This is a genomic window from Micromonospora tulbaghiae (genome assembly GCF_900091605.1).
In the GTDB taxonomy this organism is placed as follows: Bacteria; Actinomycetota; Actinomycetes; order Mycobacteriales; family Micromonosporaceae; genus Micromonospora; species Micromonospora tulbaghiae.
Map to the genome: position 1 here is coordinate 260081 of NZ_FMCQ01000006.1, position 21824 is coordinate 281904.

General features: G+C 74.5%; 26 protein-coding genes. 14 read left to right on the forward strand and 12 right to left on the reverse strand.

Annotated elements, in window-relative coordinates; translation table 11 throughout:
• The first annotated feature begins 11 nt into the window (after nucleotides 1-11).
• From GA0070562_RS19335 to GA0070562_RS19345, 3 genes are read left to right on the forward strand one after another with little or no spacing between them, the layout of a single operon-like run.
• Entirely contained in the window at nucleotides 12-713 is a 702-nt protein-coding gene (locus tag GA0070562_RS19335) for an SDR family oxidoreductase (RefSeq protein WP_091424016.1), read from the forward strand.
• A complete protein-coding gene (locus GA0070562_RS19340; protein WP_091424018.1) occupies nucleotides 710-1669 on the forward strand; it encodes a glycosyltransferase family 9 protein in 960 nt (319 codons plus the stop codon). The genes GA0070562_RS19335 and GA0070562_RS19340 overlap by 4 nt, the downstream gene beginning before the upstream one ends.
• Complete coding sequence (locus GA0070562_RS19345; RefSeq protein ID WP_091424021.1) at nucleotides 1653-2642, forward strand: DNA topoisomerase IB; 990 nt, start codon at nucleotides 1653-1655, stop codon at nucleotides 2640-2642. Before GA0070562_RS19340 ends, GA0070562_RS19345 begins: the two co-directional genes overlap by 17 nt.
• 173 nt (nucleotides 2643-2815) lie before the next feature.
• On the opposite strand, the gene GA0070562_RS19350 is transcribed toward GA0070562_RS19345, so the two are convergent.
• The 5 genes from GA0070562_RS19350 to GA0070562_RS30935 all read right to left on the reverse strand — a co-directional run bounded on the left by GA0070562_RS19350 (nucleotide 2816) and on the right by GA0070562_RS30935 (nucleotide 7400).
• Nucleotides 2816-3859: an AraC-like ligand-binding domain-containing protein gene (locus GA0070562_RS19350; RefSeq protein ID WP_091424024.1), complete on the reverse strand. Its 1044-nt coding sequence runs from the start codon at nucleotides 3857-3859 to the stop codon at nucleotides 2816-2818.
• Between the two features lie 124 nt (nucleotides 3860-3983).
• Nucleotides 3984-4487, reverse strand: a complete 504-nt coding sequence (locus GA0070562_RS19355) for a hypothetical protein (protein ID WP_091424027.1) — start codon at nucleotides 4485-4487, stop codon at nucleotides 3984-3986.
• 63 nt (nucleotides 4488-4550) lie between these two features.
• A complete protein-coding gene (locus tag GA0070562_RS19360; RefSeq protein WP_091424030.1) occupies nucleotides 4551-6182 on the reverse strand; it encodes a RecQ family ATP-dependent DNA helicase in 1632 nt (543 codons plus the stop codon).
• A gap of 49 nt (nucleotides 6183-6231) precedes the next feature.
• Entirely contained in the window at nucleotides 6232-7182 is a 951-nt protein-coding gene (locus tag GA0070562_RS19365) for a TIGR03557 family F420-dependent LLM class oxidoreductase (RefSeq protein ID WP_091424033.1), read from the reverse strand.
• A gap of 95 nt (nucleotides 7183-7277) precedes the next feature.
• Nucleotides 7278-7400 carry a hypothetical protein gene (locus GA0070562_RS30935; protein WP_255474080.1) on the reverse strand — a complete coding sequence of 41 codons (123 nt, stop codon included), beginning with the start codon at nucleotides 7398-7400 and terminating at the stop codon, nucleotides 7278-7280.
• Nucleotides 7401-7539: 139 nt separating this feature from the next.
• Here GA0070562_RS30935 and GA0070562_RS19370 point away from each other — a divergent pair, with 139 nt between their 5' ends.
• Complete coding sequence (locus tag GA0070562_RS19370) at nucleotides 7540-9039, forward strand: glycoside hydrolase family 3 protein (RefSeq protein WP_091424036.1); 1500 nt, start codon at nucleotides 7540-7542, stop codon at nucleotides 9037-9039.
• 45 nt (nucleotides 9040-9084) lie between these two features.
• Here the strand turns inward: GA0070562_RS19370 and GA0070562_RS19375 are convergent, their stop codons facing one another.
• Both GA0070562_RS19375 and GA0070562_RS19380 read right to left on the reverse strand, forming a co-directional pair.
• Nucleotides 9085-9372, reverse strand: coding sequence for a GNAT family N-acetyltransferase (locus tag GA0070562_RS19375; protein WP_091424039.1), 288 nt, complete (start codon nucleotides 9370-9372; stop codon nucleotides 9085-9087).
• Nucleotides 9369-10595: a cysteine desulfurase-like protein gene (locus GA0070562_RS19380; RefSeq protein ID WP_091424043.1), complete on the reverse strand. Its 1227-nt coding sequence runs from the start codon at nucleotides 10593-10595 to the stop codon at nucleotides 9369-9371. Before GA0070562_RS19380 ends, GA0070562_RS19375 begins: the two co-directional genes overlap by 4 nt.
• A gap of 98 nt (nucleotides 10596-10693) precedes the next feature.
• Here GA0070562_RS19380 and GA0070562_RS19385 point away from each other — a divergent pair, with 98 nt between their 5' ends.
• From GA0070562_RS19385 to GA0070562_RS19415, 7 genes are all read left to right on the forward strand, one after another.
• On the forward strand, nucleotides 10694-11053 hold the full coding sequence (locus tag GA0070562_RS19385) for a hypothetical protein (protein ID WP_091424045.1): 360 nt from the start codon (nucleotides 10694-10696) through the stop codon (nucleotides 11051-11053).
• Nucleotides 11054-11118: 65 nt separating this feature from the next.
• Entirely contained in the window at nucleotides 11119-11940 is an 822-nt protein-coding gene (locus GA0070562_RS19390; RefSeq protein WP_091424047.1) for a DUF1206 domain-containing protein, read from the forward strand.
• A gap of 75 nt (nucleotides 11941-12015) precedes the next feature.
• Entirely contained in the window at nucleotides 12016-13212 is a 1197-nt protein-coding gene (locus tag GA0070562_RS19395) for a mechanosensitive ion channel family protein (RefSeq protein WP_091424049.1), read from the forward strand.
• Nucleotides 13213-13450: 238 nt separating this feature from the next.
• Nucleotides 13451-13885, forward strand: coding sequence for a phage holin family protein (locus GA0070562_RS19400; RefSeq protein ID WP_013474843.1), 435 nt, complete (start codon nucleotides 13451-13453; stop codon nucleotides 13883-13885).
• Nucleotides 13882-14223, forward strand: a complete 342-nt coding sequence (locus GA0070562_RS19405; protein WP_013285415.1) for a DUF3618 domain-containing protein — start codon at nucleotides 13882-13884, stop codon at nucleotides 14221-14223. Before GA0070562_RS19400 ends, GA0070562_RS19405 begins: the two co-directional genes overlap by 4 nt.
• Nucleotides 14220-14492: a DUF4235 domain-containing protein gene (locus tag GA0070562_RS19410; RefSeq protein WP_091424052.1), complete on the forward strand. Its 273-nt coding sequence runs from the start codon at nucleotides 14220-14222 to the stop codon at nucleotides 14490-14492. Before GA0070562_RS19405 ends, GA0070562_RS19410 begins: the two co-directional genes overlap by 4 nt.
• Nucleotides 14493-14780: 288 nt before the next feature.
• The gene (locus tag GA0070562_RS19415; protein WP_091424054.1) at nucleotides 14781-14984 is read left to right on the forward strand and encodes a cold-shock protein; all 204 of its coding nucleotides are present in this window, start codon (nucleotides 14781-14783) and stop codon (nucleotides 14982-14984) included.
• Nucleotides 14985-15066: 82 nt separating this feature from the next.
• Here GA0070562_RS19415 and GA0070562_RS19420 read toward each other — a convergent pair whose 3' ends face one another.
• Together GA0070562_RS19420 and GA0070562_RS19425 are read right to left on the reverse strand one after the other, a co-directional pair.
• The gene (locus GA0070562_RS19420; RefSeq protein WP_091424056.1) at nucleotides 15067-15258 is read right to left on the reverse strand and encodes a hypothetical protein; all 192 of its coding nucleotides are present in this window, start codon (nucleotides 15256-15258) and stop codon (nucleotides 15067-15069) included.
• Nucleotides 15259-15340: 82 nt separating this feature from the next.
• Nucleotides 15341-16324, reverse strand: a complete 984-nt coding sequence (locus GA0070562_RS19425) for an aldo/keto reductase (protein ID WP_091424059.1) — start codon at nucleotides 16322-16324, stop codon at nucleotides 15341-15343.
• 84 nt (nucleotides 16325-16408) lie between these two features.
• On the opposite strand from GA0070562_RS19425, the gene GA0070562_RS19430 reads away from it, so the two are divergent.
• Nucleotides 16409-17200 (forward strand): trans-aconitate 2-methyltransferase, encoded by a 792-nt coding sequence (locus GA0070562_RS19430; protein ID WP_091424062.1) that lies wholly within the window; start codon nucleotides 16409-16411, stop codon nucleotides 17198-17200.
• Nucleotides 17197-18222, forward strand: coding sequence for an adenosine deaminase (locus GA0070562_RS19435; protein WP_091424067.1), 1026 nt, complete (start codon nucleotides 17197-17199; stop codon nucleotides 18220-18222). Before GA0070562_RS19430 ends, GA0070562_RS19435 begins: the two co-directional genes overlap by 4 nt.
• On the opposite strand, the gene GA0070562_RS19440 is transcribed toward GA0070562_RS19435, so the two are convergent.
• From GA0070562_RS19440 to GA0070562_RS19450, 3 genes are all read right to left on the reverse strand, one after another.
• Nucleotides 18179-18454, reverse strand: a complete 276-nt coding sequence (locus tag GA0070562_RS19440) for a hypothetical protein (protein ID WP_139135471.1) — start codon at nucleotides 18452-18454, stop codon at nucleotides 18179-18181. The genes GA0070562_RS19435 and GA0070562_RS19440 overlap by 44 nt on opposite strands.
• Before the next feature lie 234 nt (nucleotides 18455-18688).
• Complete coding sequence (locus GA0070562_RS19445) at nucleotides 18689-20080, reverse strand: HAMP domain-containing sensor histidine kinase (protein WP_175438808.1); 1392 nt, start codon at nucleotides 20078-20080, stop codon at nucleotides 18689-18691.
• Nucleotides 20081-20109: 29 nt separating this feature from the next.
• Nucleotides 20110-20799, reverse strand: coding sequence for a response regulator transcription factor (locus tag GA0070562_RS19450; protein ID WP_013285422.1), 690 nt, complete (start codon nucleotides 20797-20799; stop codon nucleotides 20110-20112).
• 73 nt (nucleotides 20800-20872) lie between these two features.
• Here GA0070562_RS19450 and GA0070562_RS19455 point away from each other — a divergent pair, with 73 nt between their 5' ends.
• Nucleotides 20873-21802 (forward strand): ADP-ribosylglycohydrolase family protein, encoded by a 930-nt coding sequence (locus tag GA0070562_RS19455; protein WP_091424076.1) that lies wholly within the window; start codon nucleotides 20873-20875, stop codon nucleotides 21800-21802.
• Nucleotides 21803-21824 lie beyond the last annotated feature (22 nt).

Consider the following 21824-nt stretch of genomic DNA (forward strand, 5'->3'; position numbering starts at 1 on the left):
ACGGTGGCGGCGTGAGCGCCGGCGCGCCCGGAGCCGGGCCGACCGTCCTGGTCACCGGCGGCTCCAGCGGGCTCGGCGCGGCCGTGGTCGCCGCGGTGGCCCGCGCCGGCGGACGCCCGCTGGTGCTGGACCGGCAGCGTCCCGCCGACGGGGTGCCCTGGGCCGAGTGCGACCTGGCCGACACCCGCGCCGCCGAGGCCGCCACCCGCGATCTCGCGGAACGCTCCGGCGGGCTGGACGCCGTGGTCACCGCCGCCGGGATGGACGTCCCCGGGAAGCTGGCCGACATCCCGGCGGAGACCTGGGAGCGGATCGTCACCGTGGACCTGCTCGCCACGGCCGCGGTGATCCGGGCCGCGCTGCCCTGGCTGGAGGCGTCCCGGGGCAGCATCGTCACGGTGGCCTCCACGCTCGGGGTGAAGGCGGTCAGCGACGCGACCGCGTACTGCGCGGCGAAGTTCGGGGTGGTCGGCTTCACCCGGGCGCTCGCCGCCGAACTGGCCGGCGCGGTCGGCGTGACGCTGTTGATCCCCGGCGGGATGCGGACCGCGTTCTTCGACGAGCGGGACGCGCAGTACCGCCCCGGCCCGGACGCGGTGCTCAACGAGCCGGCCGACACCGCCGCCGCCGTCATGTTCGCGCTGTCCCAGCCGGCCGGTTGCGCGGTACGCGAGATGGTGGTCTGCGCCGCGCAGGAGTCCTCGTACCCGTGATCCTGGTGCTGCGTGCGCTCGGGGTCGGCGACCTGGCCACCGCCGTGCCGGCGCTGCGCGGCCTGCGCGCCGGCCTGCCGGGCCGGGAGCTGGTGCTCGCCGCCCCGGCCTGGCTGGCGCCGCTCGCGGAGCTGACCGGGGCGGTGGACCGGGTGCTGCCCACCACCGGGCCGGACCGGATCGCCTGGACCGGCCCGCCGCCCGAGGTGGCGGTCAACCTGCACGGCCGCGGGCCGCTGTCGCACCGGGCACTGGCCGCCGTCCGCCCCGGCCGGCTGCTCGCCCACCGCAACCCGGACGCCGGCCACCCGGACGGCCCGGTCTGGGACGACGACGAGCACGAGGTCCGCCGCTGGTGCCGGTTGCTGCACGCGTACGGCCTGCCGGCCGACCCGGGGGACCTGGCGCTGCGGCGTCCGGCGGTGACCGGCGTACCGGCCGGCGTGACGCTGCTGCACCCGGGCAGCAAGATCCCGGCGAAGCGCTGGCCGGCGGACCGGTTCGCCGGGCTGGCCCGGGAGCTGGCCGCGCGCGGGCACCGGGTGGCGGTCACCGGCTCGCCGGACGAGCGGGCGCTGGCCGAGCGGGTCGCCCGCGACGCCGGGCTGCCGCCGGCGGCGGTGCTGGCGGGCCGGACCGGACTGGCCGAGCTGGCCGCGCTCGTCGCAGGCGCGCGGCTGGTGGTCAGCGGGGACACCGGCGTGGCCCACCTCGCCACCGGCTACGGCACCGCGTCGGTGGTGCTGTTCGGGCCGGTGCCGGCCGCGCACTGGGGTCCACCGCCGGACCGGCCCCGGCACCGGGCGCTGGGTGCGGTCGAGCGCACCACCGTCAACCGGGATTCGACCGGGTCGGGCAGGGTAGGAACCCACCCGACGTTGGATGCCATCGGGATCGACGAGGTGGTGGCTGCGGTGGTCGACGTGGAACGGGTCTCCGGTGCGGTTGCGGCGTAGCGATCCGGGCCGGCCGGGGTACGCGCGCCGGCGGCGTGGCAAGGGCTGGCTGTTCCTCGACCCGGCCGGCGAGCCTGTGCGCGACGCCGGGGAGCTGGCCCGGCTGCGCGAGCTGGTGATCCCGCCCGCCTGGCGGGACGTGTGGATCTCGCCGTACCCGAACGGTCACATCCAGGCCACCGGCATCGACGCGGCGGGCCGCAAGCAGTACCTCTACCACCCGCGCTGGCGGCGCAAACGCGACGAGGCCAAGTTCGACCACGTGCTGGAGGTGGCCCACCGGCTGCCCGCGCTGCGCGACCGGGTCACGCACGACCTGTCGCTGCGCGGACTGCGCCGGGAGCGGGTGCTGGCCACCGTCGCCCGGCTGCTCGACATGGGCGCGTTCCGGGTCGGCAGCGACCAGTACGCCACCGGCGACGACCCCACGTTCGGGGTGTCCACGCTGCGCCCCGAGCACGCCCGCTCGCGGGGCGGCTGCGTGGTGTTCGAGTTCCCGGCCAAGGGCGGCATCGACCAGGTCCGCCGGATCGAGGACGCCGAGTTGTGCCGGGTGCTGCTCAACCTGCGCCGCCGCCGGCGCGCCCAGGAACGGCTGTTCGGCTACTGGGACGGCCGGGCCTGGCGCGACGTGCGCAGCGACGAGGTGAACGACTACCTGCGCGACGCCAGCGGCGGCGAGATGACCGCGAAGGACTTCCGCACCTGGCACGCGACGGTACTGGCCGCCGCCGAACTGGCCACAGTCGGTCCGCAGCGCTCCGCGACCGCCCGCAAGCGGGCCGTGGCGGCGGTGATGCGGTCGGTGGCCGACCTGCTCGGCAACACCCCGACGGTGGCCCGGACCTCGTACGTGGACCCGCGCGTGGTCGACCTCTACCACGACGGGGTTCTGGCGCCGGTGCAGCCGGAGATGCCGCGCGAGGCGGTGGAGAAGTCGGTGCTGGCGCTGCTGGAGGAGGAGGCCGGCTGACCGCCGACCGGCCCCGTCGGTCCTGGGGGGGATGCACGACGGGGCCGGAAACCTCGGCCGCCGGTGCGGTCCGGGGGCACCTACCGGGCGGGGCCGCCCGCGGCCGGGACCGCCGCGGACGCCACGCCCGGCCCCCCGATATCCGTGGGCCACCGCGAGCGGTGGCCCAGGTTTCAGTATGTACGGGACAGGTTGACGGCGGATGCCGTGCTGTTGACGATCCGTGCCGATTCCAGGTGACGAGCCCGGTACGTCTGCGGCGTCTCACCCTGCGCGGCCCGGAAGACCCGGCTGAAGTGCGCCTTGTCCCGGAAACCCCAGCGGGCGGCGATGACCTGGATCGAGCGGTCACTCAGCGCCGGGTCGGCGAGGTCACGACGGCACCGGGCCAGTCGCTCGTCCCGGATGTAGGCGGCCACCGTGGTCTCCTCGTCCTCGAAGAGCCGGTGCAGCGAGCGCACCGAGATGTGGTGCGCGTCGGCGACCGCGCCCGGGTCCAGCGTGGCGTCGCCGAGGCGCTGGCGCACGTACGCGCGCACCTGGGCCAGCAGGGCACGCCGCCGGACCTCGGTGGGCACCGCGTCCTCGGAGACGAGGTTGCGGCCGAGCAGCGTGGCGACCAGGTCCAGGCCGACGGCGCCGAGCCGCTCCGCGTCGGCCGCGTGGTACTGCTCGGGGTTCGTCGTGATCCGGACGAGGAAGTCGGCGACCAGGCCGCCGACACCCTCGGAGCCGGACATCCGGCCGGCGAACAGGGGAGCGAGCCGGCGGGGCGGCAACGGCAGCGCGTCGTACGGCATCAGGGCCACGATCGACCGGGCGTACCCGGGCCCGGCGGCGTCGGCGTGGTGACTGACCTCGTGTGGACGGGAGCAGTCGTAGAAGGTGAGGTCGCCGGGGCGGCACCGGGCGCGCTGCCCCTCCTGGTCGGCCTGGCTGGTCCCGCTGAGCGTCAGCGCGAGCAGGTAGTAGTCGGGGTCGGAGCGCTGGATCAGTTTCGAGGTGCGCACGCAGTCCACCGAGGGGTAGCGGTAGCGGATGAGCTGCATCCGGCCCAGGTCGATGAACTCGGCCCGGGCGACGAAGTCGTCGGCGTGCGCGGTGTGCACCCGCAGCGGCGTCGGCGTGCTCGCCATCATGTCCAGCCACATGCCGAAGCGCTCCGGTGGCGGCAGCACCTCCGTGTCGAGGACCTGACGTTGCAGCTTCCCGTCCATCAACGACCCCCCGTGGCTCGTCACTCCTGCTGTAAGCAGGACGCCCCACGGGGCCCGAAAGCGACACCGGTGGGGCGTGATGTCCGTCATTGACGGACCTGCGAGCCTTCTGTTAGGAGTCCGTTCAGTCGTTCAGCACCTGGGCCAGCCGGTCCCGGAACCGGCGCTCGGAATCGGTCACCGCGTCGCCGCCCAGACCGAGGATGCCGCCGGTGGAGGCCGCGCCCACCACCTGCTCGGCGATCTCCACCAGCCAGTGCCGGTACGCTCCGGCCTGCCCCTCGTCCACCCGCGCGGCGAGCAGCGCGGACGCCTGCCCGGCCCGGCCCAGCACGTCCTCGATCATCGCCTTCGGATCCTGCGGCGTGAGAACCGGCAGCTCCGCGCCGGTCTCCGGGTCGCCCACCCGGTCGACGATCTCACCGGCCACCGCGGCGACCAGCGGACTGGCCGACTCGCGGCCGGCGGCGATGGTCTCCAGCCCGGCGGCGTTCTCGGCCATGGTGCGGCGGGTGCCGTCGGACTCGGCGGCGGCCGCCGCGGTGAGCACCGACTGCGGCAGCCCCACAAGCAGTCCCCACTCCTCGTCGGAGACGCCGAACCGGGTGTACGCCGGCTGCTCGATCACGATCAGGCCCCTTTCGCCGTGGTCGTCGTTGTCGACGGGCGCCCCCGCGGCGCCCGGGTCAGGCTAGTCCAGCTCCAGCAGGCCCTGTTCGGACACCACGCGCACGGACAGCGTCTTGTAGCCCACCTCGTCGAAGAGGACGGTCATCCGGTCCTCCTCGTAGCTGAGCACCAGGCCGGCGCCCCACTCGGGGTGGCGTACCTGGCTGTGCACCGGGAACGGCCCGACGGCGCCGTCACCCGCCACACTGGTGCCCGCGTGGCAGTTGTCGCAGTGCCCGCAGACCTCGTTCATCTGCTCACCGAAGTACGCCAGCAGGGCCTGGCCCCGGCAGCCGGTGGTCTCGGCGAACGCGCGCATCATGTCGGTACGCGACCGGGTCACGGTCTGCTGCCGTTCCGCCTCGGCCAGCGCGGCGCGGCCGGACTCGGCGGCGGCCGGGGCGTACCGGGGCGCGCCGATACGCTGCTTGGCCCGTGGCTCGGCCGCCCCGACCTGCTCCAGCAGGGACAGGTACTGCCCCAGCTTGCGCGGGCCGAGGCCGGTCAGCTCGCGCAGCTCCTTGCGGTTGCGGGCCTTGCCGCGCAGCACCGCGGCGAGCTCGGTCAGTTCTTTCTCGTCCGGCAGGCCGCCGCTGAAGTAGCGCTGGAGGCCGACGTCCTCGGAGCGCCACAGCAGCAGCACCCGGGCGGGCGAGCCGTCGCGTCCGGCCCGGCCGATCTCCTGGAAGTAGCTGTCCGGCGAGTCGGGCAGCGCCATGTGCGCCACCCAGGCGATGTTCGGCTTGTCGATGCCCATGCCGAACGCCGACGTGGCCACCATGATCGGCACCCGGTCGGCCAGGAACGCCTCGTGCAGCTCGTGCCGGGCCGCTGTGGGCATGCCGCCGTGGTAGAAGTCGGCCGGGTAGCCGGCGCCGGTGAGGCGCTCGGCCAGCTCCTCGGCCGCCCTGCGGGTCGGCACGTAGATGATGCCGGGCCGCTCGTCGTCGCTCAGCAGCGCGATGAGCCGACGCCACCGGTAGTCCTCGGTCGGGCAGTGGGCCACCTCCAGGAAGAGGTTCGGCCGGTCCAGCCCGGAGACCACCACCTCCGGCTCGCGCAGCCGAAGCCGGGCGATGATGTCGTCGCGTACCGGCGGGGAGGCGGTCGCGGTGAGCGCCACCACGGGCGGCCGGCCCAGACCGTCGATCAGGTGACCGAGGGCCAGGTAGTCCGGCCGGAAGTCGTGACCCCACGCCGAGATGCAGTGCGCCTCGTCGATCGCCACCAGCGCCGGCTTCAGCTCGCGTACCTCGGCGAGCCGGTCCGGGTTGCTCAGCGCCTCCGGCGTGATGAACAGGAACTCCGCGCGCCCGGCGCGGATGTCCTCGATCGCCTCGGCCTGCTGGGCGGCGCTCTCGTCCGAGCTGATCCGCACCGCGCGCAGCTCCGGACGCTGCCGTTCGTTGAGCGCGGCGATCTGGTCCTGCTGCAACGCCAGCAGCGGGGAGATCACCACCGTCGGGCCGGGGATCAGGCTGGCCGGGATCTGGTAGATCGCCGACTTGCCGGCGCCGGTGGGCAGCACCACCAGGGCGTCGCGGCGCTTCATGACGGCGCGCATGGCGGCGAGCTGGTTGGGCCGCAGCGCGGTCCAGCCGAACAGGTTCCGCGCCGCCCGGCGCAGGCTGGTGGAGTGCGTGGTCAGTTTCATCAAGCGCCTCAGCTACCCCCGGCGATCCCGCGCGAAACCGCCGCCCGGCTCACCGGAGCCGGGGCAGTACCTCGCGCCGGTACAGGTCGAACAGGCCCTGCCAGTGCGGGCCGGTGTTCGCCACGTAGACCTCGTCGTAGCCGGCCTTGGCGTACTCGTCGATCATCTCCAGGTGGGCGTCGGCGTCGCGGCCGCAGACGAACGCCTCCCGCACCTGCTCGGGCCGCACCAGTTCGGCGGCCTGCTCGAAGTGCCGGGGCGAGGGGAGCACCTGGGACAGCTCGCCCGGCACGCCCGCGTTGGGCCAGCGCTCGTACGCGATCCGCGCGCCCTCGTCGGCGGTGTCGGCGTACGCCGCCTTGAAGCCGCCCTGGCACGGCTTGTCGCCGCCGCCGGACTCGCGGAACCGGCGCACCATGTCGGCGTCGGGCATGGTGCTGACGTAGCCGTCGCCGATCCGGCCGGCCAGCTCGATCGACTTCGGGCCGAACCCCGAGACGTAGATCGGCGGGGGCGTGTCCGGCCGGGTGTAGATCCGGGCGTGCTCGATCGTGTAGTGCTTGCCGTGGTGGTTGACGAACTCGCCGCGCCACAGCTCGCGGATCACCTCGACCGCCTCCTCCAGCATCTCCAGCCGCACGTCGGTCTGCGGCCAGGCGTCGCCGAAGATGTGCTCGTTGAGAGCCTCGCCGGTGCCCACCCCGAGCACGAATCGACCCTCGTGCAGCACCGCGCTGGTGGCCGCCGCCTGCGCGATCACGGCCGGGTGGATGCGCATGGTCGGGCAGGTGACCGCCGTGGTCACCGGCAGCCGGCAGACCTGGCTGAGCGCCCCGATGGTGGACCAGACGAACGGGCTCTGGCCCTGCGCGTCGACCCACGGGTGGTAGTGGTCGGAGATCCACAGTGCCTCGAAGCCGGCCTGCTCGGCGCCGCGCGCCTGGGCCAGCAGTTCCGCCGGGGTGTACTCCTCGCTGGACAGGAAGTAGCCGATCTTCATGGTGTGCCCTCTCCGCTGCGACCGGACGGCTTCGTCGTGTCCGGACAGGGCAAGCCCTACCCCCGGCGGCGGGCTCCAACCCGGCGGGCGCGGGATCAGCGCCGGAACATGGCCCGGATCGCGATCAGCAGGAACAGGCCGCCGACCACCAGGCCGAGCAGGCGTACGCCGGGGATGTCGGCGGCGCTGGTGGCGTCGGCGAGCGGCAGAGCGGGCATGTGGGAACTCTCCCACGGGCCGTCGCGGGGCGCCAGCGGCTAACAGTAAGGATTGTTGACTATTTAGCTGCGCGGTGTGACCATGGCAGCACCCGCCGGCCCTGGCGGGTCCGTGGGGGAGACGGGGGTACGACAGCACATGAGCGAGCGGACCGTGGGATCGACCGGAGACCTGGCGGCGCTCGCCGCCGCCGTCCTGCAACCGGGCTTCGTCGGCACCACACCGCCGCCGTGGGTGTGCCGCTGGCTCGGCGAGGGCCTCGGCTCGGTCGTCCTGTTCGCCCGCAACGTCGTCGACCACGAGCAGGTCGCCACGCTCACCGCGACCCTGCGCGCCGAGCGGCCCGACGTCATCGTGGCGATCGACGAGGAAGCCGGCGACGTCACCCGGATCGAGTCCGCCCGGGGCAGCTCCCGTCCCGGCAACTACGCGCTCGGCGCGGTCGACGACCCGGCCCTGACCGAGGAGGTCGCCCGCGACCTCGGCGCCGAACTGGCAGCCGTCGGCGTCACGCTCGACTACGCCCCGGACGCCGACGTCAACTCCAACCCGGCCAACCCGGTCATCGGGGTGCGCTCGTTCGGCGCCGACCCGGACCTGGTCGCCCGGCACACCGCCGCCTGGGTACGCGGCCTGCAGTCCGGCGGCGTCGCCGCCTGCGCCAAGCACTTCCCCGGACACGGCGACACCCGGGTCGACTCGCACCACGCCCTGCCCCGCATCGGCGGCGACCGGGCCCGCCTCGACGCGGTCGAGTTGGCCCCGTTCCGCGCCGCCGTGGCGGCCGGCGCGCAGGCGGTGATGACCGGCCACCTGCTGGTGCCGGCGCTGGACCCGGAGCTGCCCGCCACGCTCAGCCCGCGCGTGCTCGGCGGCCTGCTGCGCGAGGAGATGGGCTTCGGCGGCGTGGTGGTCACCGACGCGGTGGAGATGCGCGCGGTGGCCGACCGGTACGGCTTCGCCGGCGCCGCGGTGCGCGCTCTCGTGGCCGGCGCCGACGCGATCTGCGTGGGCGGGGAACGGGCGACCGAGGCGGACGCCCGCGAGCTGCGCGACGCGATCGTCGCCGCGGTGATCGGCGGGGAGCTGCCCGAGGAACGGCTCGCCGAGGCGGCGAAGCGGGTCGGTCAGCTCGCCGCGTGGAGCGTCGCCGCCCGCGCCCGCCGGGTCGCCGGCCCGCCGTCCGCCGACGGGTCACCGATCGGGCTGGCGGCCGCCCGCCGCGCGGTACGGATCACCGGCGACGCCGGGCTGCTGCCGCTGACCGGTCCGGCGCACGTGGTGGAGTTCGCGCCTCCGCGCAACATCGCCATCGGCGAGGAGACGCCGTGGGGCATCGCCGCGCCGCTGGCCCACCTGGCGCCCGGCACCACCACCGCCCGCTACGCCGCCGACGCCGTACCGGCCGACCCGGGCGCGTCGCCCGCCGGCCGGCCGCTGGTGCTCGTGGTACGAGACCTGCACCGCCACGACTGGATGCGGGACGCGGTACGCCGGGCGCTCGCCGCCCGCCCGGACGCGGTGGTGGTCGAGCTGGGCGTGCCCGAGCTGGTCACCGGCGCGGTGCACCTGGCCACCCACGGCGCCACCGCCGCCGCGGCGCGAGCCGCCGCCGAGGTGCTGACCGGGGCGCGCTGACTCCCGGCCCGGCCGGGCGGGGAGGTCCCCCGGCCGGGCCGGGCCTCACGGCTCGTCGACCACCAGGTCGGCGTACTCCGGGTGGCGCTCGATGAACGAGGCCACGAACGGGCACTGCGCCACCACCCGGCCGCCCCGGGCGCGGACCTGGTCCAGTGCGCCCCGGACCAGCGCCGCGCCGACGCCCTGACCCTGGAACCGGTCGTCGACCTCGGTGTGGGTGAAGACCAGCGTCTCGCCCCGGAGCGTGTAGGCGGCGAACCCGCCCAGCGCGTCGTCCACCAGGATCTCGAAGCGGCGCTTGGCGGCGTTCTCCTCGACCAGAAAACTCACCGGATCATTCTCCCTCCGGGCCCGGCCAGCCGGTCAAGTTCGGCCAGCAGCCGGTCCACCTCGTCGACGGTGTTGTAGTGGTAGACACTGGCCCGCACGGCGCCGCCGCTGCCTCGCAGACCCATGGCGTGGAAGTACTCGTAGGCGTAGTAGTCACCGTTCGACAGGCACAGGCCCGCCTCGCCGAGCGCCGCCGCGGTCTGCGCCGGGGTCAGTCCGGCCACCCGGAACGACACCGTCGGGCAGCGCCGGGCGGGTGAGCCGTACACGGTCACGAACGGGCGGTCGGCCAGCCCGGCGAGCAGCCGGTCGAAGACGGCCTCCTCGTGCGCCTGCGCGGCGGCCAGCCCGGCGCGTACCCGCTCCCGCCGGTCGCCGGTCGCGGCCGGATCCAGGCCGGCCAGGTGGTCCACCGCGGCAGTCACGCCGGCCAGCAGCGGGAAACTCGGCGTGCCGTACTCGAACCGGTCCGGCGCCCCGTCGGCGGAGGGGAGCAGCTTCGCCGGGCGCAGCGCCTCCCAGCGCGCCGGGTCGGCGACCATCGCCGCCAGGTGCGGCCCGGACCACTTGTACGCGCTCGTCACCAGGAAGTCCGCGCCGAGCGAAGCCAGATCGGTCGGGCCGTGCGGCACCGAGTGCACGCCGTCCACGCACACCAGCGCGCCGGCGGCGTGCGCGATCTTGGCGATCGCCGCCACGTCCGGCACGGTGCCGATCGCGTTGCTGCCGGCAGTCACCGCCACCAGCCGGGTGCGTTCGGTGACCAGGTCGGCGTACTGGCCGGCGGGCAGTTCGCCGGTCGCCGGGTCGAACTCGGCCCAGCGCACCGCGGCGCCGGACGCCTGCGCGGCCTGCACCCACGGGCGGACGTTCGCGTCGTGGTCCAGCCGGGAGACCACCACCTCGTCGCCCGGACGCCAGCCGGCGCCGAGCGTCCGGGCCAGCGTGTACGTCAGCGCTGTGGCGCTCGGCCCGAGCACCACGCCCGACGGCTGCGCGCCGAGCAGGTCGGCGACCGCGGCCCGCGCCCCGGCGACCAGGCCCAGCGCCCGGCGGCCGGGCAGGAAGGCGGTGCTGCGGTTGCCCGTCGCGGCGCGCATCGCGCCGGCCACCGCCTCGACGACAGCGGCGGCGGTCTGGGTGCCCCCGGCGCCGTCGAAGTGGGCGAATCCCTCGCCCAGGGCAGGGTAGGCGGCCCGGACCCGGGCGACGTCGAAAGCCATCCCGGCACCCTAGCGCGCACCACGGACACCCCGCCCGGCGTGGCCGCCCCGCGCTCGCCCCGCCGCCGCGGTGGAACGGGCCGCCTATCCTTGGGCGGGTGACGATCCGACGCGCCACCTCCGCCCCCGCCCGCCGCGCCGCCGGTCTGCTCGCCGGCCTCGCCCTCGGCGCCGCACTGCTCGCCGGATGCAGCTCCGAAGGTGCCGAGACCGACTGCGGCCTCGACGCCTGCACGATCACCTTCGACCGCGGCGTGGCGGCCAGCGCCCGGATCCTCGGCGTCGAGGCGAAGCTGATCGGCGCCGACGGCGACCAGGTCACGGTCGAGGTCGCCGGGGAACAGCTCTCGCTCACGGTGGGCCAGCAGGCCACCGAGGTCGCCGGCTTCCAGGTCAGCCTGGACAGCGTCGACGAGCAGCAGGTGGTGGTGCGGGTCGCCCGCGACCTCGCCGGCTGATCCGTTTCGGCCGTCCCGGCGGGCGGCGACGTTTGGAAAATCGCCCGCCGGGAGATTGAGGGCTCATGTCTCTCACCCGGAACGCCGGAGCCACCGCCACCCAGGCTCGAAACAGCCGGTGGCTCGAACTGTTGACCCGTGCCGGCTTCATCGGTTACGGAATCGTGCACCTCCTCCTCGCCTGGCTGGCGCTGCAGATCGCCTTCGGCAAGTCGGGCGAGGAGGGAAACCAGAACGGCGCGCTGCGCACCCTCGGTGAACAGCCGCTCGGGAAGTTCCTCCTGATCGCGATGGCGGTCGGCCTGTTCGCCATGGCGGTCTGGCAGGCCTTCGAGGCGATCTCCGGCCACGTGTCCCGGACCGGCAAGGAACGACTGTTCGAACGGATCGCCTCGGTGGTCCGGGTCGTCGTCTTCGTCTGGCTCGGCTGGACCGCGATCAAGGTCTTCCAGGACGCCAGCTCCAACGCCTCCGACCAGCAGCAGCAGCTCTCCGAGAAGCTGATGGCCTCCGACGGCGGCCGGTGGCTGGTCGGGCTGGCCGGCCTCGCGCTCGCCGCGCTCGGCATCGGCATGGTGATCTACGGCCTGAAGAAGAAGTTCGAGCGCAACCTCAAGACCGGCGAGATGAGCCCGAAGACCCGGCAGCTCACCCGTCGGCTCGGCATGGCCGGGTACGCCTCCCGGGGCGCCGTGTTCGCCATCGCCGGCGTGCTGGTCGTGCTCGCGGCCGTCAACTACGACCCGGAGAAGGCGCGTGGCCTGGACGCCGCGCTGCGTACGCTGCGCGACCAGTCCTACGGGCCGTGGCTGCTGGCGCTCATGGCGCTCGGCATCGCCGCGTTCGGTGTCTACTGCTTCTTCCAGTCCCGGTACCGCAAGGTCTGATCCTGGTCGATACCCGGGCCGCCGGGCACCATTGGGCCTTTGCCCGATTCCGCCCGTCGGAGGGAGAGAGAGTTCGTGCAGAGTTACGTCGTGACCATCGCCGCCGCGCTCGCCGCGGCGGCGATCGCGTTGGTGCTGGCCCAGGTGGTGCACCGGGTCACCCGCCGCCTCGGCCGCCGCTCGCTGCTGATGACCGAGCTGACCGAGCACGCGCACCGCGCGTTCCAGGTCGCGGTCACGGTGGCCGCGGTGCAGTTCGCAGTCCGGTTCACCACCGCGTACGCGGTCGGCAGCCCGTGGCGGCAGTTCGTCCTGCACACGCTCGTGCTGGCGACGATCGCCGCCGTCGCCTGGCTGGTGGCCTCGCTGCTGGTGGTGGCGGAGGACACCGCGCTGGCCCGGTTCCGGGTCGACGTGCCGAACAACAGGCACGCCCGCCGGGTGCGTACACAGGTGGTGCTGCTGCGCCGGCTCACCATCGCGGTGATCGTGATCCTCACGGTCGGCGTGATGCTGATGACGTTCCCGGCCGTACGCGGAGTCGGCGCCGGTGTGCTGACCTCCGCCGGTGTGATCGCCGCGGTCGCCGCGCTCGCCGCGCAGAGCCTGCTCGCCAACGTCTTCGCCGGCCTGCAGCTCGCGTTCAGCGACGCGGTACGCCTGGACGACGTGGTGGTGGTCGAGGGGGAGTGGGGCCGGATCGAGGAGCTGACGCTCAGCTACGTGGTGGTGCAGATCTGGGACGACCGCCGGCTGATCCTGCCCACCTCGTACTTCACCAGCCGGCCGTTCCAGAACTGGACCCGTACCGAGGCGGCGGTACTCGGCACCGCCGAGTTCGAGCTGGACTGGGCAGTTCCGGTGCAGGCGATGCGGGAGGAACTGCGCCGCCTGTGCGAAGGCACCGAGCTGTGGGACGGCCGGGTCTGCGTGCTCCAGGTGACCGACGCGACCGGCGGCATGGTCAAGGCCCGCGCGCTGGTCAGCGCCGCCGACGCGGGCAGCCTGTGGGACCTGCGGTGCCTGGTCCGCGAGCACCTGGTGACCTGGGTACGTGACCAGCGCCCGACCGCCCTGCCCCGGCTGCGCGCCGAGTTCGGCGACACCACCGGCCCGCTGCCCTGGCAGGCGATGCAGCCGCGCCGCCCGGTGCGCCGTCCGGCCGGCACCGAGGCGCCCGACGACGCGCGTGTCTTCGGCGGCAGCGACGACGGTGAGGCCCGCAGCGAGACGTTCGTGGGCCGGGAGGAGCACGCCGAGGCACGTCGCTGACCCGTACCCCGATCGGGACCCCCGGCCGCCCACGGCGCCGGGGGTTCCCGCGTTCGAGCGGCTTTCGGGCCGGACGGGTTTGGCCGGGCGGTTGCGGGGGACGTGGTGCGCACGCCCCGGATCCGGTGCCCGGCACCGGATTGCGGCGGCGGGCGGCCGGGTGGACCGGCCGCTCCGCGCAGGATTGACGGGCGGCGACTCCGGGCATACAGCGCGGTGATGACGAAAGGAGGACAGCATGGCTGACGTCGCGAGTCGCAGCACGTCGCGGACCGGGAGCGAGCCGTCCACCGCCGAACTGGTGCAGCGCGCCACCGAGCAGGTCACCCGCCTGGTGCGGGACGAGCTGGCCCTGGCCCGTGCGGAGCTGACCCAGAAGGGCAAGCACGCCGGGATCGGGATCGGTCTGTTCGGCGGCGGCGGGGTGATGGCGCTCTACGGCGCCGGCGCCCTGGTCGCCACCGTGATCCTGCTGCTGGCGCTTGTCATGCCGGCGTGGCTGGCCGCCCTGATCGTGGCGGTGGCGCTGTTCCTGCTCGCCGGGATCCTGGCGCTGGTGGGCAAGAAGCAGGTCAGCCGTGCCGTCCCGCCGGTGCCCGAGGCGGCGGTCCGCAGCGTTCGGGCGGACGTCGACACGGTCACCGCCGCGGTGAAGGACGGGAGGCGGGCATGACCGGTAACGGGACCGGGGACGTGGCGGCGCTCCGGGAGGAGATCCGCCGGACCCGGGTGGAGCTCGGTGAGACGATGGAGCTGCTCGCGGCCAGGGCCGATCCGAAGGCGCTGGTGCGGCACTCCGCCGAGGCGGCGAAGGCGCGGATGCGTGAGCAGGCGTCGCTGACCGCGGCCCGGGTGCGCGGGCGGGCGGCGGAGCGGGCCCGGCTGGTCCGGGCGCAGGCGTACGAGAAGGGTGAGGCGGTCGGGCGCAACCCGTTGCCGTGGGCGGCCATCGCGGCCGGCGCGCTGGTGACCGCGGTTGTGCTGGTGATCGTCCGAGGGAGGCGCAGGTGAGCGGGAAGATCGGCAAGGCGGCGTACCGACCGGTGGGGGTGCTGCTCGGCCTGGCCGCCGGTACCGTCGCCGGAGCGATCTTCCGCCAGGTCTGGAAGGTGACGGCGGGCGACGGTGAGGCGCCGAGCGCCACCGACGAGGAGCGCCGCTGGGGTGAGGTGCTGGCCGCCGCGGCCCTGCAGGGGGCCATCTTCGCGGTGGTGCGGGCCGCCGTCGACCGGGGCGGAGCGGTGGGCGTACGCCGGCTGACCGGTCGCTGGCCGGACTGACGAAAAGGCCGGAAAGGCCCCTTTCCCGAGCGTGGGGAGGGGGCCTTTCGCATGGCTCCGGCAGGGCCGCGCAGCGCCGTCCGCGCGACCTTCAGGTCACATGTCGGAGAATTTCGTCCGCTAGGCTGTGCGAAGTTTTTGCGTACGTGGTTTGCTGTCTCACGCTGTTGAGAGACGCGTGGGTTGAGAGAAGTCTCCTGCATTGGGGGCCGCCTCAGGCGCCGCTGCTCGAAAACGGCCAATCGGCCGCACGGCGTGCTCGGCCGCCAGTTTTAGAAGGAGATACACATGGCGCAGGGAACCGTGAAGTGGTTCAACGCTGACAAGGGCTTCGGCTTCATCACCGTCGACGGCGGGGGTGCTGACGTGTTCGTCCACTTCTCGGCCATCCAGTCCAGCGGCTACCGCACGCTGGAGGAGAACCAGCGGGTGGAGTTCGAGATCGCCCAGGGTCAGAAGGGTCCGCAGGCCGAGCAGGTCCGCCCCATCTGAGTCTCACCGCACCGGCCGCGCCGGCCGGTGCCGGAAGCCCCGCATCCCGCACGGGAGGCGGGGCTTCGCCGTGCCCGGCGCCTCAGCGGCGCCGTGCCCGCATGCCCCACCAGAGCCCGGCCAGTCCGAACAGGACGAGCACCGGCCCGGCCAGCGCCCAGATCCGCTGATCGCTGATCGCGCTGCCCTCGACGTACCCGAGGCCCAGCACCGTCCACAGCGCACCGAGCACCACGGCGAGCAGCCCCAGGGTGAGCCGGAACCAACCCCTCATCGTTCCCCCTCCGACGACGACAGTCCCGCTCCAGCATGCCCGCCGCCGCGAGCGCCCGGCGATGCCGCGCCGGCCGGCCGGCTCACCACCGGTCGTGCACCTGCGGGCGGATCAGCTCGTCGTAGGTGGCCCGCACCGCGGCCAGCTCCACCTCGGTCAGTGCCGGCTGCCCGGCCGCCTCGGCGTTGCGCCGTGCCTGCTCTGGGGAGCGGGCGCCGGGGATCACCACCGTCACGCCGGGCTGGTCGAGGATCCATCGCAGCGCGAACTGCGCCATCGTGCGGTCGTCGCCGACCAGCGGCGCGAGCCGGCGTACCGCGGCCAGGCCGCTGTCGTAGTCGACGCCGGAGAACGTCTCGCCCACGTCGAACGACTCGCCGTGCCGGTTGAACGTGCGGTGGTCGTTCGCCGGGAACGTGGTGTTCTCGTCGTACCGGCCGGAGAGCAGACCGCTCGCAAGCGGCACCCGGGCGATGATCCCGACTCCGGCGGCAGCGGCGGCGGGCAGCACCTGCTCCAGGGGCTTGTGCCGGACCGCGTTGAGGATGATCTGCACGCTGGCCACACCGGGCCGGGCGATGGCCGTGAGCGCCTGGTCGCAGGTCTCCACGCTGACGCCGTACCCGGCCACGCGACCCTCGGCGACGAGCGTGTCCAGCGCGTCGAAGACCCGGTCGTCGGCGAAGACGGCGGTGGGCGGGCAGTGCAGTTGCACCAGGTCGAGCGTGTCGACGCCGAGGTTGGCGCGGGACCTGTCGGTCCAGGCCCGGAAATTGTCGAGGGTGTACGCCTCGGGCGTCTGCTCCACCCGGCGGCCCATCTTGGTCGCCACCGTCAGCCCGTGTCCGGGGCGGGAGCGCAGGAACCGGCCGATCAGGGCCTCGCTGCGGCCGTCGCCGTACACGTCGGCGGTGTCCAGGAAGGTGACGCCCGCGTCGACGGCGGCGGCGAGCACGGCGAGCGCCGCGTCCTCGCTGACCTCGCCCCAGTCCGCGCCGAGCTGCCACGCGCCGAGTCCGATGATGCCGACGTGCCGGCCGAGCCGGTCGAAGCTGCGCTGTTCCACCCGGTCGAGCCTAGTGAGCGGGTTGCCGTCGCGCGCGGCGGGCCGTACGGTCTAGCAAGACGTACGTACGGTTTGGAGGCTGTCATGTGGGATCCGCGCACCTACCTGCGCTACGGCGACGAGCGCTCCCGGCCCTTCCACGACCTGCTGGCCCGCGTCGGCGCCGCGCACCCGCGCGCCGTGGTCGACCTCGGCTGCGGCCCCGGCACCCTCACCGCCACGCTCGCCGGCCGCTGGCCCGCCAGCCGGATCACCGGCGTCGACTCCTCCCCGGAGATGATCGAACGGGCGAGCGCCGAGGGCGGCCCGGTCACGTACGCCGTCGGCGACGTCCGCGACTGGCGGCCGGAGCCGGACGTGGACGTGCTGGTCGGCAACGCCGTGCTCCAGTGGGTGCCCGAACACCGCGACCTGCTCCGCCGCTGGGCGGGCGCGTTGCCGGCCGGCGCGTGGATGGCGTTCCAGGTGCCCGGCAACTTCGACGCTCCCTCGCACCGGCTGCTGCGCTCCGTCGCCGCGGAGGACCGGTGGCGCGACGCGCTCGCCGGAAAGCTGCGCGAGGCACCAGTCGACGAGCCGGTCGGCTACGCCACGCTGCTGACCGACGCGGGCTGCGCGGTCGACGCCTGGGAGACTACGTACGTGCATCTGCTGCCCGCCACCGGCACCGGCCATCCGGTGCTGGCCTGGATGGAGGGCACGGCGCTGCGCCCGGTCCGCGCCGCGCTGGACGCCGCCGGCTGGGCCGCCTTCCGCGCCGAGCTGGGGGTACGGCTCGCGCAGGCGTACCCGGTGCGGCAGGGTCAGGTGTACTTCCCGTTCCGCCGGATCTTCATGGTGGCGCGTACCGGCGCCCGCGCAGAGGAGAACTCGTGACCGACCTGCCCACCTTCATCGCCGGACTGCCCAAGGTGGAGCTGCACGTGCACCACGTCGGCTCGGCCTCGCCCCGGATCGTCGCCGAGCTGGCCGCCCGGCACGAGGGACGCAGCCCTGTCCCGGCCGACCCGGAGGCGCTCGCCGACTACTTCGCGTTCCGCGACTTCGCCCACTTCATCGAGGTCTACCTCAGCGTGGTGGACCTGATCCGCGACGCCGACGACGTCTGGCTGCTCACCCACGAGGTCGCCCGGGAACTGGCCCGCCAGCAGGTCCGCTACGCCGAGCTGACCGTCACGCCGTACTCGCACGTCAACCGCGGCATCCCGGCCCCGGCGTTCTGCGAGGCGATCGAGGACGCCCGCAAGCGCGCCGAGGCCGACTTCGGCATCGCGCTGCGCTGGTGCTTCGACATCCCCGGCGAGGCCGGGCTGCCCGCCGCCGAGCAGACGCTGCGGATCGCGCTCGACGAACGACCGGACGGGCTGATCAGCTTCGGCCTCGGCGGCCCCGAGATCGGGGTGCCCCGGCCGCAGTTCAAGCCCTGGTTCGACCAGGCCCGGGCCGCCGGGCTGCGCTCGGTCCCGCACGCCGGCGAGACCACCGGCCCGGAGACGATCTGGGACGCGCTGCGCGAGCTGGGCGCCGAACGGATCGGCCACGGCATCTCCGCCGCGCAGGACCCGGCGCTGCTGGCCCACCTCGCCGAGCAGCGCATCCCGCTGGAGATCTCGCCGACCTCCAACGTGCGCACGCGGGCCGTACCGAGCCTGGACGAGCACCCGCTGCCCCGGCTGGTCGACGCCGGCGTGCCGATCAGCATCAACTCCGACGACCCGCCGATGTTCGGCACCACGCTCAACGACGAGTACGCGGTGGCCGCCCGGCTGCTGCGACTCGGCCCGGACGGGGTGGCCGCGCTGGCCCGCGACGCGGTCGCCGCGGCGTTCCTGGCACCGGCCGAGCAGGCCCGGATCACCGCCGAGATCGACGCGTACCTGGCGAGCGCGGCGCGCTGAGCGGCCGTACCGGCGCCGGCCGCCGGGACAACCGGGGCGGCCGGCGCCGCGCGGTCAGCAGCAGCCCGGACAGCACCAGCGCGGACAGCGCGGCGGCGGGGCCGGGAGCCACGGGCGCGGGCCGGACGGGACCGTGCGCGAGCACCGGATCCTGCCAGGCCGCGAGCGTGAGCGCGACGCCCAGGCCGATGACGGCGGCCCAGCGGAGCAGACGACTGACGGCCGGTGGCATGACGGTCACCTCGCGCCCGGGATCGACGGGGGAGAGAGCGCGCGCGACGGGAGCGAGGTGTGGGGGGACCGGACTCCCGCCGCGCGCATGATCCGTCGGCCGGAAGGTCTTACGGGGCGTCCCGGCCGACGGAACTGATGGGTTCTGTCAGCGATCCTGACAGTTCACGCCGGTTTTTCGGCCGTCGTTAAACCACCTTTAAGGAGAACTTGCGCCCGTACACAGCCACGGGGGTCAGCGCGGGCGCGGCCAGCGCCGCCCGGGACGCGGCTCGCGTGCCTCCCGGGCCATCCGCCCGACCAGCCCGAACCGGTTCACCGGCCGGGGCGCCGCGTCCGGGTCGGCCAGCAGCATCACCACGCTCGCCCCGCCGAGCCGGGCCCGGTCGATGCTCACCGAACCGTTCGCCTGCAACGCGACCCGCTTGGCGATGTCCAGTCCGAGCCCGGTGGAGCCCTTGTCGCTCTCGCCCCGCCGCAACGCCCGGTCCGGGTCGGCGATGCCCGGCCCGGCGTCGTCGATGCGGATCGCCACCCAGCCGTCCCGGCGGCTCACCGCCACCTCGAACGCGGTGCCCTGCGGCGTGTACCGGAACACGTTGCCGATCACCGCGTCCAGCGCGGCGGCCAGCTCGGCGCGGGGCACCGGCGCCGGGATCCGCAACTGCGCGCCGACCACCCGGTGCGGCCGGTTCTGGTCCCCGGCCAGCGCCGACCAGAAGACCATCCGGTCCCGGACCACCTCGCTCACGTCGCACGACGCCGGCGCGGTCTCCTGGGCGACCGCCTTGCGGGTCGTCTTGATGAGCTGGTCGACCTCGCCCTCCAGAGTGACGATCGCCTGCCGGATACGCCGGATGCCGCGCCGCCGGTCCAGCTCCGCCTCACTGAACGTGCCGATGCTCGTGTCGTCGGACTCCAGCGCCTCGGCGTCCAGCCGCAGCGCGGTCAGCGGCGTACGCAGCCGGTGCGACAGGTCGGCGACCAGTTCGTGCTCGTCGGCGCGCAGCGCCACCAGCCGTTCCGTCATCCGGTTGAACGCGTGCCCGGCCTCGGCCAGCTCACGCGGGCCGGTCGGCTCGACCCGTACCTCCAGCTCGCCGTCGCCCACCGCGAGCGCCGCCTTGACCAGGTCGCCGGTGGCGTCCACGGCCCGGGCCGCCACCCGGTCGACCACCGCGACCGCCGCGCCGACCAGCGCCAGGCCGATCGCGAGCAGCAGCAGCCAACGCCCGCCCTCGCCGGAGTCGAGCACCTCGTCGGGGACGAAGACCTCCACCACGGCGACCCGGTCACCGAGCACCACCGGGTCCAGCCGCAGCACCCCGCCGTCCACCTCGGTCACCACCGAACGCCGCTGCGCGGCGGCGTCGGCCAGCACGCGCGCGTTCGCCCGGCCGGCCGACTCGTCCGCGCCGATGCCGTGCACGACCGGACGCAGGGCCGGATCGTCGCCGGCCGCGGCGGCCACCGCCCGTTCGATCGTCGCGGTGTCCGTGCTGACCGCCAGCGCGCCGGTCACCAGCGCGGCCCGTCGGGCGGCGTCGGCCAGCTCCGCCTCCCGGGTCCGGTCGGCGAGGGTGAGCCCGAGCGGGACGAGGAAGGCGAGCGCGATCAGGCCGCACAGGCCGGCGGTGAGCCCGGCGAGCGTGAGCCTCAGTCCGGCGCCACCAGCCGGAAGCCGACCCCCCGCACGGTGCGCAGGTAGCGCGGCTTCGCCGCGGACTCGCCCATTTTGCGGCGGAGCCAGTACAGGTGAACGTCGATGGTCTGGTCCTCGCCGACCGATGGCTGCCGCCATACCTCCTCCAAGAGTTCCCGCCGGGACACTACCCGGCCGGGACGTGCGGCGAGATACGCCAGCAGGTCGAATTCCTTGCGGGTCAGGGCCAGCGCCTCCCCGTCCAGCACCGCGCTGCGCTCGCCCACGTCCACGCGCAGGCCGCCGACCGTGTGCACGGCCGGAGCCACGGTACGGCTGGCCCGGCCGGCCCGGCGCAGCACAGTGGTGATCCGGGCGTCCAGGTGCGCCCCGGTGAACGGCTTGACCATGTAGTCGTCCGCCCCGGCGCGCAGCAGCCGTACCACCGACTGCTCGTCGTCGCGGGCGGTGGCGATGATGATCGGCACGTCGGTGATGCCGCGCAGCATGCGCAGCGCGTCCGAGCCGTCCAGGTCGGGCAGACCGAGATCGAGCACCACGAGATCGGGTGTCTCCGCGGCGACCCGGCGCAGCGCGTCCAGCGCGGTGCCGACGGCGTGCACCGCGTGCCCCCGGTCGGTCAGCGACCGCAGCATGGCGCCGCGCACGACGTGGTCGTCTTCGACCAGCAGGACGGTTGCCACGTCAGCACCGTACTCGGCGTGGCAAGCCGGTCGCGTTGCGGCGGTCCGCGGAAGCGGGCAAGCTGGGACGGCGATGACGTTCACGCTCTTCCCCGACACCCGCCTCGCGCTCGCCCGCGACGCGCTGGCCGGCCTGTCGGTGGGCGACGCCCTCGGCTCCCAGTTCTTCGTCCCCGGCCGGCACCCGGACGACCTCGCCGCCGGCCGGCTGCCCGCGCCGCCGTGGGAGTGGACCGACGACACCGAGATGGCCTGCTCGGTGGTGGCCGAGCTGGCCGCCGCCGGCCGCATCGACCGGGACCGGCTGGCGCTGGCGTTCGCGCAGCGCTGCGAGCCGTACCGCGGATACGGGCCCGGCGCGGTGACGATCCTGCGGCTGATCCGCACCGGCACGCCCTGGCCGGTGGCCGCCGCTTCCGCGTTCGACGGGCAGGGCTCCTGCGGCAACGGCGCGGCCATGCGCGTCGCGCCGCTCGGCGCCTGGCACGCCGACTCCACCCGGCGCGCCGCCGAGCAGGCCCGCGCCTCCGCCGAGGTGACCCACGCGCACCCGGAGGGCGTCGCCGGTGCGGTGGCTGTGGCGGTGGCCGCGTCGCTCGCCGCCCGGGCCCGCCTCGACGGCGGCCGGCCCGAACCGGCCCGGCTGCTCACCGCCGTCGCCGGGGCGCTCGACCCGGCCGGTGAGGTGTACCGGGGGGTACGCCGGGCCGCCGCGCTGCTCGGTCACTCCGCCGCCGAGGCGGCCGACTCGCTCGGCAACGGCTCCCGGGTCACCGCACAGGACACCGTCCCGTTCACGCTCTGGGTCGCCGCCACGCTGCTGCACGACTACCCCGCCGCGATCCGCGCCTGCGTGGAGGCGGGCGGGGACGTGGACACCACAGCCGCCATCGTGGGCGGGATCGTGGCCGCGTACACCGGAGTCGGCGGGCCCGGCGGCGTGCTGGAGGGCTGGCTGACCGCCCGCGAGCCGCTGCCCGCTTGGCTCACCGCCCCCACCTGACGGGTCCACCGCGGCGAGCCCG

Bases quoted from the DNA above. Each gene is read 5' to 3' on its own strand.
- GA0070562_RS19455 (WP_091424076.1), top strand. From the start codon at position 20,873: ATGACGTTCACGCTCTTCCCCGACACCCGCCTCGCGCTCGCCCGCGAC.
- GA0070562_RS19430 (WP_091424062.1), top strand. From the start codon at position 16,409: ATGTGGGATCCGCGCACCTACCTGCGCTACGGCGACGAGCGCTCCCGG.
- GA0070562_RS19405 (WP_013285415.1), top strand. From the start codon at position 13,882: ATGACCGGTAACGGGACCGGGGACGTGGCGGCGCTCCGGGAGGAGATC.
- GA0070562_RS19420 (WP_091424056.1), bottom strand. From the start codon at position 15,258: ATGAGGGGTTGGTTCCGGCTCACCCTGGGGCTGCTCGCCGTGGTGCTC.
- GA0070562_RS19415 (WP_091424054.1), top strand. From the start codon at position 14,781: ATGGCGCAGGGAACCGTGAAGTGGTTCAACGCTGACAAGGGCTTCGGC.
- GA0070562_RS19390 (WP_091424047.1), top strand. From the start codon at position 11,119: ATGTCTCTCACCCGGAACGCCGGAGCCACCGCCACCCAGGCTCGAAAC.
- GA0070562_RS19400 (WP_013474843.1), top strand. From the start codon at position 13,451: ATGGCTGACGTCGCGAGTCGCAGCACGTCGCGGACCGGGAGCGAGCCG.
- GA0070562_RS19370 (WP_091424036.1), top strand. From the start codon at position 7,540: ATGAGCGAGCGGACCGTGGGATCGACCGGAGACCTGGCGGCGCTCGCC.
- GA0070562_RS30935 (WP_255474080.1), bottom strand. From the start codon at position 7,400: ATGCCCGCTCTGCCGCTCGCCGACGCCACCAGCGCCGCCGACATCCCC.
- GA0070562_RS19440 (WP_139135471.1), bottom strand. From the start codon at position 18,454: ATGCCACCGGCCGTCAGTCGTCTGCTCCGCTGGGCCGCCGTCATCGGC.
- GA0070562_RS19380 (WP_091424043.1), bottom strand. From the start codon at position 10,595: ATGGCTTTCGACGTCGCCCGGGTCCGGGCCGCCTACCCTGCCCTGGGC.
- GA0070562_RS19365 (WP_091424033.1), bottom strand. From the start codon at position 7,182: ATGAAGATCGGCTACTTCCTGTCCAGCGAGGAGTACACCCCGGCGGAA.
- GA0070562_RS19350 (WP_091424024.1), bottom strand. From the start codon at position 3,859: ATGGACGGGAAGCTGCAACGTCAGGTCCTCGACACGGAGGTGCTGCCG.
- GA0070562_RS19360 (WP_091424030.1), bottom strand. From the start codon at position 6,182: ATGAAACTGACCACGCACTCCACCAGCCTGCGCCGGGCGGCGCGGAAC.